Below are 11,928 nucleotides of genomic sequence, written 5' to 3'. Positions count from 1 at the left end.
ATGGCCGGAGATCTCCCGCTCGACCCCGTGACCTTCGAGGTGCTCAAGAATTCCTTCATTACCAGCGTCGACCAGATGGGCGAGCAGGTGCTCCGGACCTGCTACTCGTTCGTCATCTACAACCGCGATTTCTCCAGTGCCCTGCACGACGCGCACGGCGAATGCGCCGCGCAGGGCAACCAGGACATCGCGGTCCATGTCGGCACCCTGCATTTCACCTGCAAGGACGTCGTGCGTTTCTTCGGCGACGATATGCATGAGGGCGACGTCTTCGCCATCAACGACCCCTACGCCGGCGGCACGCACTTCCCGGATGTACGGCTGATCCGGCCGATCTTCGCCGACGGCAGGATCATCGCTTTCAGCCAGTCCAACGGCCATTGGTCGGATGTCGGCGGCAGCGTGCCGGGATCGTTCGACGTCGCCGCCCGCGAAATGTTCCGAGAGGGCCTGCGCATCACGCCGATCCGCCTGTTCGACAAGGGCCGCTTCTGCAAGGACGTCGCGCATCTGATCGCCTCCAACACCCGCGATCCGGCGTCGATCATCGGCGACATCCAGGCCCAATCCCAGGCCACCCAGGTCTGCGAACGCGAGATCCTGCGTCTCGTCAACAAATATGGCCGCGACACGGTCGAGACCGGCCTTGCTGCCGTGCAGGACTATGTCGAACGTTCCGTACGGCAGCGTATCGCGGCGCTACCCGACGGCGAATGGGAGACAGTCGACTTCATCGACCGCGATCCTGCCGGCGGCGAAGGCATGATCCCGATACGCATCAAGCTGACGATCAGGGGCGACCGCGCCATCTACGACTTCACCGGTAGCCATCCGACCATCAGTTCGATCTACAACTCGGCGTTCGGTACGACATTCTCCGCCGTCGCGGCCGGAATGAAGACTTTCTTCCCGGATCTCCCGCTCAATTCGGGCTTCTACCGCTGCTTCGAGATCATCGCGCCGGAGGGATCGATCGTCGATGCCAAATGGCCGATCGCGGTCACCGGCTTCCTGATGCCGTTCGAGAAGATCATGAACTCGATCTACGAGATGTGGTCGAAGCTGATGCCGGAGCGCGCACTCGCCTGCGCCTTCAATCTCGAATATTTGCTCACCGGGGGGCTCGACGCCAGAAGCTCCGACAAGCCCATCTTCATGTTCTACGACTGGCTGCCGGGCGGCTGGGGCGGACGCAACGGCAAGGATGGCAGCAATGTCACGACGGCTTGCTTCGGCACCGGCCTGATGTCGCAACCCGTCGAAGGCCAGGAGCGCGCCAATCCGATCCTGACCACGGAATGTGAAATTCTCAAGGACTCGCCAGGCCCTGGAAAATGGCGCGGCGGCGCCGGTGTCGTGAAAACCTCCCGCATGCTCCAGGCGGAGAAGACCGTGATCTCCTATATCTGCGACCGCGAGCGCGCCGTCGTGTGGGGCATCGAAGGTGGCTTGCCGTCCATGCCGCACGGGCTGACGTTGACCCGCGCCGACGGCAAAGGCGAAGAGCGACTCGGCTCCATCTTCTCGGATGTCCCGATCGGTGAAGGCGATATTTTCTCGCGCCCGACCGCCGGCGGCGGCGGGTTCGGCGATCCGCTCGAACGCGACCCGGCCCTCGTGATCGAAGACATCAAGGACGACTACGTCTCGGTGGAACGCGCTGCCAAGGACTATGGCGTTGTGGTGCGTACAGTCGATGCCGAACTCTGCGAATATGAGGTCGACAGCGCCGCGACCGCGGCACTTCGCGCCAAAATCAGGGCCGAGCGTGTCGCAAATGTGCGGATCGACCCCGAGGTCGTGGCGGAGAATTATCGCAGCGGGGCCATCGACGCGTTCGACGTGATCCGCCAGTACGCCGTGATCCTCGACTGGGGCACTGGAGCCCTCCTTCCGCAATCCACAAGCCAGTTCCGCGAGGTTTTCGAGCGTCGCTCGGTGGCGAAATGGAGCACAGGCTGACCGATCGAACCGGGAGCGCCGACGCCATGGAGACGTTCGCTTCAGGATCCTTCTATGTCGCGCCATCGCTGATGGCCGCGCTCGATGCACTCGACGAAGGCGGCTCTGAAGCCGCGCCGTTCGCCGGTGGTACCTGGATCATGCGCGCTCCGATCCGACATGAGCCGCTCAAGTCGCGCTACGTCGCAATCGGGAAAATTCCGGAACTCCACGCGATCAAAGTCGATGCTGATGTGGTCGAGGTCGGCGCGGCGGTCACGCACGCCGCATTGGCCGCATCACTGGCGGACCTTGCGGAGTTTGACGTGCTCACGACCGCGGCCGGCCGTTCCGCCAACCCGGCCATCCGGACGATGGCAACCGTTGGCGGCAACCTCGCAACAGCCGCGTTCGCCGCGGCCGATTGCGTGCCCGCGCTGCTCTGCCTCGATGCCCAAGTCGAGATCGCGAGCCGAGCTGGGCGGGAGCGAACTAGCCTGGAGCAGTTCCTAACGATGAGATCGACACTTGCGCCCGGGCGGCTGCTGCAGCGGATCATCGTGCCCCGGCGCGGGCGCAAGACCGTTCACGTCCGCCTGCCGCTGCGGCAGGCCGGAGACTATCCAACGGCCATCGTCAGTCTCGCCGTGAGCCTTGACGATGCCGGGCACGTTCAGACGGCATGTGTCGCCGTCGGTTCAGTTGAGCCGGTCGCGCGCCGATGGCACCGCCTCGAGGCCGCGCTCGCCGGGCGTCCGTTGAACGCGGCGAGGGCTGCGGAAGCCGCGGCCGCATTGGCGGGTGAATTTACAGGCCGCGACGGTGCCGACGTGCCCGGCTGGTACCGGGTGCGCGTGCTATCCGGCCTCGTCCGCCGTGCAGTCGCCGCGCTTGGCTCTTGAACGGTCGGGGATGAACATGCGCCTCAGCCTGACAGTCAACGGCGATCACCTCACCTCCGGTGCCGAGCCCGTCACGCCTCTCGTCGACGTCCTGCGCGAGGAGTTTTATCTGACAGGAGCCAAGCCGGTGTGTCGCGAGGGCTTTTGCGGCGCCTGCATGGTGTTGATCGACGGCAATCCCACACCGTCATGCCTGATGCCGGTCGCCCTCGGCCAGGGCTGCGATATCCGCACCGTCGAGGGCCTGACCGCAAACGGCGGGTTGAACCCGATCCAGGTAGCGTTGGAGGCCTGCGATGCCGTCCAATGCGGTATGTGCTTTCCCGGCATGGTGGTGAGCTTGACGCATCTCCTGACGATCCGCCCCGCCGCAACGCGCGACGACATTCGTGCCGCTCTCACCGGCAACGTGTGCCGTTGCACCGGATACGAACGCATCATCGAAGCCGCACTGCTGGCGCTTGCGACGAAATGACGGGAGAGGCAAACGTGTCCGACGCTTCCGCAATCATGAATTTCGCGCGGCGCGACGCGGCGGACAAGCTGCGCGGCCGCACGCGCTACACTATCGATCGTTACCTGCCCGGCATGCTGCACGCGGCGATATTCCGCGCCAGTGTGCCGTCGGGCCGGATCGTGCGCCTCGACATCACCAGGGCTGCCCGCATGCCCGGTGTGCGCGCCATCGTGACCGCTGCGGATGCGCCCGGCATGATCGGAATTGGCATCGCCGACCACCCCCTCTTTGCCCGCGACGTGATCCGCTATGACGGCGAGCCAATCGCCGCGATCGCGGCGGACACGCTGATGCAGGCTCACGCCGCGCTTGCTGCCATTGACGTCGAGATCGAGCCGCTGCCCGTTGTCCTTACGATGGCGGATGCGCTTGCTGTGGACGCTCCGCTCGTGCATCCCGATTGGCGCAACTACGAAGTTCTGCTCGAAGGCGGTGCCCGCGGGGGCAACGTCGCCTGGGAGGCGACCGTTGTTCGCGGCGACGTCGACGCCGCCTTTGCCCGGCCCGATGTCGAAATCATCGAAAGCTCCTTCCGGGTTGGTCGTCAGAACCATGTCGCCTTCGAGCCGCGCGCGGCGGTCGCAAGTTATGAAGACGGACGCTTCCACATCGAGACGTCCACCCAGGTGCCCTGGACCATCCGAAACGCAACTGCGCGCCTGCTTGACGTGCCAGCCTCCCAGGTTCGCGTCACCGTACCGCCGGTCGGCGGTGGCTTCGGCCTCAAATTCGATCTCGCGATCGAGCCGTTCGCCGCCTTGCTTGCACGGGCGAGCGGACGGCCGGTCCGGCTGGTCAACTCGCGCGAGGAGGAGATGCTTACCTGCCTCTTTCGCGAAAACGCCGAAATCCGCATACGCTCGGCGGTGACGCGCGATGGCAGGATCGCCGGACGCGAGGCCGTCGTCCTGATGGATTGCGGCGCCTATGGTGGCGAACAGATTTTCCTGACCACGATGACCGCCCACACCCTCGGCGGAAACTATTCCCTCGGCGCGGTACGGCTGGTCTCGCGCGCGGTCTATACCAACACCGCCCCGAACGGCGCTTTCCGCGCCTGCAACGGCGTCTACAATACTTTTGCGCTCGAGCGGCATACCGACGAAATCGCAGCCAGGATCGGCATGGATCCCCTCGCCTTCCGCCGCCGCAACGTGCTCGGCGACGGCGATCTCGGCGCCACCGGCCAGGTGTTCGAGGGCGATGTGCTGGGACCGATGCTTGACCGGATAGATACGATGCGGAATGCCGCAACAAAGCCGCCAGCGCGTGCCGATGGCCGGCTCCATGGACGCGCGACCGTTGTCGGCACATGGTTCGTCTTTGTCGGTCCTTCGGCCGCGACCGTGAACATGAATGCCGACGGGACGGCAACGCTGGTGACATCGGGCGTCGAGATCGGCTCGGGCTCCATGATGCAGGGTCTGCCTCAGATCGTGGCCGGCACGCTTGGCCTCAGCCCTCACGATGTGATCGTCCGCGCAGCCGACACGGATGCCGCCGGCTACGATGTCGGTGTCGGAGGCGGCCGAACCACTGTTTCGCTTGGTGCAGCCAGCCTGTCGGCGGCGCAAGAGGTACGCACGAAGCTGCTGAAGGTCGCCTCCGAGATGATCGAGGCCGCGCCCGAGGATCTTGTGATGCGCTCTGGCCGAATTGAAATTGCTGGAGCGCCCGGCTCCGGTCGCCTGATTTCCGAGGTTGCGACGCGCGCCCAGGCGCAGATCGGCCCGATCTCCGGCACCGGCGCCTTCACAGGAGCCGGCGTGCCCGCGATGCCCGGCTGCGTCGCCGGCCATTTCATCGGCGCGATCGACATCCCCGTGTTCGCCGTCCATGATTGCGAGGTTGCCGTCGACACCGAGACAGGGCACGTCGAGGTGTTGAGTTATCGCGTCATCCAGGACGTTGGTCGCGCGCTGAACGCGCGCGCGATCCATGGCCAGATCCAGGGCGGCGTGGTTCAGGGATTGGGTTATGCCCTGCATGAGGAAGTGACGATCGGCAGCAACGGCCGCGTCCGTCAAAATGGCTTCGAGAGCTACCGCTTGCCGCTGGCCCTCGATGTCGTGCCAGTCGAGATCGAGCTGTACGAAGGCGCGCCGTCGATCGGACCGCTGGGGACGAAGGGCGCCGGCGAAGTTCCGATCCTGAATGTCGCAGCCGCCGTCGCATGTGCCGTCGCTAATGCAACCGGAAAGCCGGTCGAGGAACTGCCATTGACTCCGCCGCGGGTCCTCGCGCTTCTCGTCGACCAAAAGCTAGCCCTCTCCCTGCCCCACATTGCCGAGGCCTGGACAAACAATCTGCTGCGCCCGCACGGCGCTGGCGGGTCGAATTGAACGATTTTTGATTTTCTATCCTAAGACGAGCACGCAAGTGACCGCATTATCAGGAAGAGACAGCGACGTGGATGATCCATGACATTGTCCACGCGATGCGTGACGAGACGATCCGTTTCATGATGTTCGATGCCTACCTGATCGACATCCCTTCTCTTTCCTCGTCGGTCAGCCTCTTCTTCTGATCCTCGCTCAAACTTCCGCTGCCGACGACCTGAAACACGCTGTTCGGATCATAGCTCTGTCGCTCCTCGGGTCGGCGACGCTTGGGCGCATCGCCCGAGGACGGTTAAATAGCGGTCCGGCAGGCCCCGCCTCCCTACACTGCAGGTACAACAGCAATCTCTCAGCCGCCGACGCCCGACCTCGCCGCGGGTGGCGGCAGACCTTCTCGGCCCTGCCTGCAACCCTGATCCGCACGATAATGTCATGACCCGGTCCTCGCTACTGCTCCGTCTCCATCCTGCGCCAGGTATTCAGGGCCAGCCCCATGGAACCATTCTCTCGCGAACCTATTGGCTCACTGACACCATTACTTTTGGAGAAATTTGATGAAAGCTCTCACAATCATTCTGGCTGCCACGGCAAGCACGTTTGTTGCGGCCGCCGCATCAGCCGCACCACTTTCCACCAATGCAACAGTTGGACCGGAGAGCCACCTACAGAACGTTCGCATGGTCTGCAACGAGGACGGTCGCTGCTGGCGCCAGCGTGGCGAACGCCGCGTCATCATCCGCGACGAGCGCGATTCTTACGGATATGCGCCCCGCGACCGCTACATCGAACGGCGCGGCTATGAGGACCGTGGCGGCATCGGCTTCAGCGCACCCGGCGTGAGCGTCGGGATCGGAAGCGAGCGCTACTGAAGGAGAACGAAATACCCCAGAAAGATGGCCGCGGAGCAATCCGCGGCTTTTTCATTGGGACCCATCCTCAAATGGCAAAGATCGAATGCGTCAGCGTCGAAGTGATCGACTCGATACCACCGACCAGACCTAACTGACATGCCACGGGACCTATGAAGCGCAGGCGCATGCCAGGCATCCACCGCCCGCTGCATCAATGGGAACTTCACTCATGACAGGAATTCAGGCGCATATCCCGGTGGCACGCAACGACCTGACGAACGGCCTCAGTGCGTGAGCCGTGGCTTACTTGCATACGTGCCCCGGGATGCTACTCCGTCGGCGAAGTCCTAGCTCGCCATTCGCTGCGCAAGACTGCGGTAGAACGCCGTCTCGAAGCTCATGTAGCCGATGAACGACGTCGGATCGCCAAACGGAAGAATTTGGGTGGCCCAGAATCCGCCGAAGCCATTCTGCCGGTCGATCCAATAGAACAGGTTCGCAAGACCCGCCCAGCCCAGCGCGCCGGCCGGACGCCCGGTGGGAGCCTCCTCGTCGTTGATCATGAAGCTGAGCGCCCAGGACTTTGATTGGCCTGGGAAAAACTCCGCATCGTTGCATAACCACGGAATCACGCCGGTGATCGCCGTAACCTTCTTGTCGCCCAGATGGTTCTTTTCCGCCATCTGCACCGTCTCCGCCTTCAGTACGCGGCCGTACTCACCCTCTCCGTCGTTCAGCCACATCCGGATGAAGCGCATGTAATCGCCGACCGTGCCGTACAGGCCGTGACCGCCCATGTGCACCTCGGGCTGGGCCGGAAGCTCGAAATCCATCGGCGTCAGCGAACCGTCGGCGCCGCGCGCATGAATCCCGGCCAGTCTGCCGCGCATCGCTTCAGTGAGCTCGAATGCCATGTCCTTGATTCCAAGCGGCTCGAAAATCCGTGCCTTGAACACATCGCCAAGCCGGTAGCCCGTCACGGCCTCGACGATCTGACCGCACCAATCGAGGTTCGTCCCGTAGTCCCATCGTTCGCCCGGGTCGAACAGCAGCGGCGTCATCAGGCAGGCCTTACTTGCCGTGATCACGCTGGGCTGGCCTTGCTCCTGCGCGAGGCGGTTGTAAGTATGGTTGATGAAGTCGTAACTAAGCCCCGCCGTATGCGTCATTAGCATCCGCGTGGTGATGTCGCGCTTCGGGGCGCGGAGGATTGGATCGCCTGCAGCGTCGAAGCCCTCGATCACCTGGAGCTTGCCGATGTCAGGTGCGTAGCGCTTGGCCGGCGCGTCGAGATCGAGCTTGCCCTGCTCGACGAGCTGCAGCACGGCCGTACCGGTGATGGCCTTTGTGGTGGAGAAGATCGCGAAAATGCTGTCTGTCGTCATGTCCTCCGGACGGTCGAGCCGGCGTTTTCCAGCTGCGCCTTGATAGATGGTGCGATGGCGGTCTGTCACCATGGCGACGACCCCGGGCACGCACGGCGTTGACGTCACGACATCACCGAGAACGGCATCTGCCGCAGCGCTGAAATTGGTGCTCATGTGCTTGCTCCGGTCTGCTTTCATTCTGCTCTCATGGTCATGCGCTTCGTGCGAGCTCAATGCATGGCGAAGCCAGGGTAACCGTTGGCCGCGACCTCATCGCATTTCTGGCGATAGGCACCGACGCCGCCGCAATAGGACAGAACGCGGCGCGGCTTGCCCGCGACGTTGGACCCCAAGTACCAGGAGTTGGTCTTCGCTATCAGCGTCGCGTTGGCGATCTCGTCGTGGTGCGCCACCCAGCCGTCCTCGGCGTCTTTCGTCGGCTCGACCACGCGCAGATTCTTCTCGCGCATATAACCGATGCAGCCATCGATCCATTCGACCTGCTGTTGGAGACAAGTCGTCATGTTGCAGAGCGCCGCCGATGGTGCAAGCGGCACGGCCGTCGTGAAGAGATTGGGATAACCATGGACCTGCAAGCCCATCATGGTGCGGATGTCCTTGCTCCACTCCTCCTTCAGCGATCGTCCATTGCAGCCCCTGATGTCGATGCGCGTCAAGGCGCCCGTGCCGGCGTCGAAGCCGGTCGCCAGGATGATGACGTCGAGTTCGTGTCGCGTACCGTCAGCAGTCTGAATGCCTGTGGGCGTCACGCTTTCGATCGGATTGTTCTTGACGCTGACGATCTCGACATTGGGCCGATGGAAGGTCTCGAGGAAATTCTGCTCGAGCGGCACCCGATGCGTCCCGAAACCATACTCGGTCGGGATCAACGCCTCGCAAAGCTCCGGGTCCTTGAGCCGATCGCACATCTTCCCGCGCACGAATTCGGAGATCTCGGCGTTGACGACCGGATCGAAGAACAGTTCGCCGAAAGAAGAGATCCAGAGCTTCAGCGAGCCGTCGTTCCAGCAATCCTCGATCACGGCCCGGCGGCGCTGCGGCGTGAGGTCTGCCCAGGCGTGCTCGAAATCATATTCGAAGCCGGTGAAGGTGCGCGGCAGGCGCTCCGTGAACGACTCGAATTTGGCTTTGTAAGCGTCGACCTCGGCAGGGCCATATTTGGGATTCTTCATCGGGATGATGTATTGCGGCGTGCGGACGAACACCTTGAGATGACCGACCTCGCCGGCGATGGTCTGGATGACCTGGATGCCGGTCGCGCCGTTCCCGATGACGCCGACACGTTTGCCGGCAAGATCGACTGGCTGCTTCGGCCAGCGCGCCGTATGAAACAACTGTCCCTTGAATGTCTCCTGGCCCGGAAACGACACGTACGGCGCCGATAGCATGCCGCAGCACGTCACCAGGAACTGGGCATCGATCGTTTCGCCTTGGTCGGTCATGACCAGCCAGCGCTGCGTCGTCTCATCGAAATGAGCGCTCTTGACGGCAGTGTCGAACTGGATGTCCCTGCGAAGCTCGAGGCGGTCGGCGACGTAGTTCAGCCAGCGTTCTATTTCCGGCTGGCCCGGGAATTTCTCGCTCCAGCTCCATCCCTTATAGAGCTCCTCTGAGAACAGGTATTGATAGATGTAGGCTTCCGAATCGAACCGCGCGCCGGGATAGCGATTCCAATACCAGGTGCCGCCGACCCCTGAGGCCGCATCGATCGCCCTGACATTCAGTCCCTGCTTGCGCAGGCGATAGAGCGCATAGAGGCCGGCGACGCCGGCCCCGATCACGACGGCATCGAGCCTCGTCCTCGCATGCGCACCATTGCTTCCGTTGGATTTGGTTTCGACTTTCGTCATTTTTTGTCCCTTCTCCTGCGTTTCCTGAGCACGCACGACCTTGCCCGTCCGTTGTGTCATCGGACGGTGCTGCAGTGCGTCATTGTCAGTCCCGGCATCGTGATTGGGCGGATGCGTTCGGCCCGCGGCTCGCCTCCGCTTCGCTTTCACGCCTGTCTGGACGTGAGAAAAGCTAGGCGGAGACGGGCCGCTTGGGCTTGAATGAAATTGACAATCCTTTGGACGTAGCCCGAGGACGCCCGCAGGGCGCGCTCAAGCGGCGCCAGCAGATCGCTTGGCAAATGACAAAACCGGCTTATGCTGCTTCGCACCTGTTCGGCCAATGAGAAGCAGAAGCGGTAAGCCGCGCCCGACATTCCAGGGAGGGAGGCCTGCGCGATGGGCCAATTGATCACGGTAGAGGAGCTGCCGCGTTACGCTCCTGGCGAATTAAAGTTGGACAGCCAGGAGGTCGGCAAAGCCGACTTTCGGCTGCGCGTCTTTCGCTATGCGCCGTCGGACATCTGGGTGCCTCCGTCCGAGAACTATTTGATTGTCGTGTATCGCGACGGCAGGACGGCGATGAATCGCCGCGTGACCGGCGCGTGGAAACAGGACCATGTCGGCCGCGGCGTCACGACGTTGCTCACGCGTGCGGAGGCTTCCAACTGGCGCTGGAGCCACGACATCGAGGTCAGCCATTTCTACATTTCCCCGAATCTGATGGCGAAGACTGCGAGCGAGGCATTTGACCGCGATGCCGAGAGCATCGAACTTCACGACCTGCTCAGGATCGAAGATCCCGTGCTGACTTGGATCAGCGATCGGATGGTCCAGGAAGTGACCGACGGCGGCCCGGGCGGCCGGCTCTGTTACGATGCATTGGCGCTGCAGGCGAGCGTGCACCTCTTGCGAAGATATGCTTCGGTAGAATTCAAGACGCCCTGCTCGCAGGGACGCTTCAGACCAGCGCATGCACGGCTAATCGAAGAGTACATCGAGCAGAACATTTCCAGGAACATCACGCTCGAGGAGTTGGCGAATATCTGTAACTGCACGTCGGTTCAGTTCGCGCGCAAGTTCCACATGCATTACGGCATGAGGCCGCATGCCTATGTCCTGAACCAGAAGGTTGAGCGCGCCTGCCAATACCTGCGCAGGGATCGGCTGGCACTGAAGGAGATTGCGCTCCTCAGCGGCTTTTCCGATCAGAGTCATCTCAATCGGATCTTCCGCCGCCATATGAACATCACGCCGGCGGAATATCGCAGGCAGGTCGCTCTCAGTTAGCCAAACTGGCGATACGCGAAGCGATCGATAGCATTCTTACTGCTGCTACCACCCACCTGCTGGGACAAAGGTTAACTTGAGGCGTTGTCCGCGAGGAAAGACCGTCTGAACGTCAGTCGTGCGACAGTCTCGCCACGGCATCCTTCAATCCAACTCCGCTGATGCTTGTTCTCAGCATATCCGTAACCAGCGATGCCACGCCATCGGCAGCACTGTCGATGGCAAGCCCGCCATTGCGGATGTTGGATATGCAGTTTCGCCTTGAATCGGGCGTGCCCGGCCGCGGCGCGTAGGTCACATAGACCCCGAGACTGTCGGCGGCCGAAAGGCCCGGACGTTCGCCGATCATCGTGATGGAGATTCTCGCGCCGGCGATCTCCGAGACGGGATCGCCGAGCGCGACGCGCGCCTGCGAGGCCAGAACCAGAGGAGCGATTGAAAGTTGCAGCGCTGAAAGGCGCTTGACGATCGCCTGCGTCAACGGCACCGCGTTGGTACCGATCGCGCTCGCAGACAGTCCGTCAGCAACGACAATCAGGATGTCATAGTCCGAACGGATGCCGGTGAGCCGCTCCGCCGCCTGCAACGAGAGTTTTCGGCCAAGGTCCGGACGACGGACATAGGTGGCCCGGTCTGGTGCCTGGCTTTCGACCTCGATGATTTCCAGCTCCAAACCCGCCAGGCCGGCTCGCACCGAGAGCCAATCGACCTCCGACCAGACGGCCTGCCTTGCCCGCGCATGATCGAGCAGGAAGGCCTGCGCTGCGGAGGTCGGCAGTCCCGCGCCGAACCGGCCGAGACGCACCCGAGCCTGGGTCATTTTCCGGAGATCGAACGGCACTGCCGGCTTTCGATCTAGCTCGTGCGTCAT

At 62.7% G+C, this 11,928-nt stretch carries 9 protein-coding genes; 6 read left to right on the top strand and 3 right to left on the bottom strand.

What is annotated here, in order from left to right; all coding sequences use genetic code 11:
• The 5 genes from FJV43_RS31465 to FJV43_RS31445 all read left to right on the top strand — a co-directional run bounded on the left by FJV43_RS31465 (position 1) and on the right by FJV43_RS31445 (position 6,568).
• A complete protein-coding gene (locus FJV43_RS31465; RefSeq protein ID WP_239622896.1) occupies positions 1–1,962 on the top strand; it encodes a hydantoinase B/oxoprolinase family protein in 1,962 nt (653 codons plus the stop codon).
• Positions 1,963–1,988: 26 nt separating this feature from the next.
• Positions 1,989–2,843, top strand: coding sequence for an FAD binding domain-containing protein (locus FJV43_RS31460; protein WP_239622895.1), 855 nt, complete (start codon positions 1,989–1,991; stop codon positions 2,841–2,843).
• Positions 2,844–2,859: 16 nt separating this feature from the next.
• Positions 2,860–3,318, top strand: coding sequence for a (2Fe-2S)-binding protein (locus FJV43_RS31455; RefSeq protein WP_239622894.1), 459 nt, complete (start codon positions 2,860–2,862; stop codon positions 3,316–3,318).
• A gap of 14 nt (positions 3,319–3,332) precedes the next feature.
• Positions 3,333–5,702, top strand: a complete 2,370-nt coding sequence (locus tag FJV43_RS31450; protein ID WP_239622893.1) for a xanthine dehydrogenase family protein molybdopterin-binding subunit — start codon at positions 3,333–3,335, stop codon at positions 5,700–5,702.
• A gap of 551 nt (positions 5,703–6,253) precedes the next feature.
• A complete protein-coding gene (locus FJV43_RS31445) occupies positions 6,254–6,568 on the top strand; it encodes a hypothetical protein (RefSeq protein WP_239622892.1) in 315 nt (104 codons plus the stop codon).
• 329 nt (positions 6,569–6,897) lie between these two features.
• On the opposite strand, the gene FJV43_RS31440 is transcribed toward FJV43_RS31445, so the two are convergent.
• Together FJV43_RS31440 and FJV43_RS31435 are read right to left on the bottom strand one after the other, a co-directional pair.
• Positions 6,898–8,091, bottom strand: coding sequence for a serine hydrolase domain-containing protein (locus tag FJV43_RS31440; RefSeq protein ID WP_239622891.1), 1,194 nt, complete (start codon positions 8,089–8,091; stop codon positions 6,898–6,900).
• Between the two features lie 56 nt (positions 8,092–8,147).
• On the bottom strand, positions 8,148–9,788 hold the full coding sequence (locus tag FJV43_RS31435; protein ID WP_239622890.1) for an NAD(P)/FAD-dependent oxidoreductase: 1,641 nt from the start codon (positions 9,786–9,788) through the stop codon (positions 8,148–8,150).
• 378 nt (positions 9,789–10,166) lie between these two features.
• Between FJV43_RS31435 and FJV43_RS31430 the strand changes: the two genes are divergently transcribed.
• Positions 10,167–11,057, top strand: coding sequence for an AraC family transcriptional regulator (locus FJV43_RS31430; RefSeq protein ID WP_239622889.1), 891 nt, complete (start codon positions 10,167–10,169; stop codon positions 11,055–11,057).
• 112 nt (positions 11,058–11,169) lie between these two features.
• Here FJV43_RS31430 and eutC read toward each other — a convergent pair whose 3' ends face one another.
• On the bottom strand, positions 11,170–11,928 hold the full coding sequence (eutC, locus tag FJV43_RS31425) for an ethanolamine ammonia-lyase subunit EutC (RefSeq protein WP_239622888.1): 759 nt from the start codon (positions 11,926–11,928) through the stop codon (positions 11,170–11,172).

Origin of the sequence: Bradyrhizobium sp. I71 (assembly GCF_022354745.1) — a bacterium.
GTDB lineage: Bacteria > Pseudomonadota > Alphaproteobacteria > Rhizobiales > Xanthobacteraceae > Bradyrhizobium > Bradyrhizobium liaoningense.
This window is presented reverse-complemented; position numbering and strand designations above follow the sequence as displayed.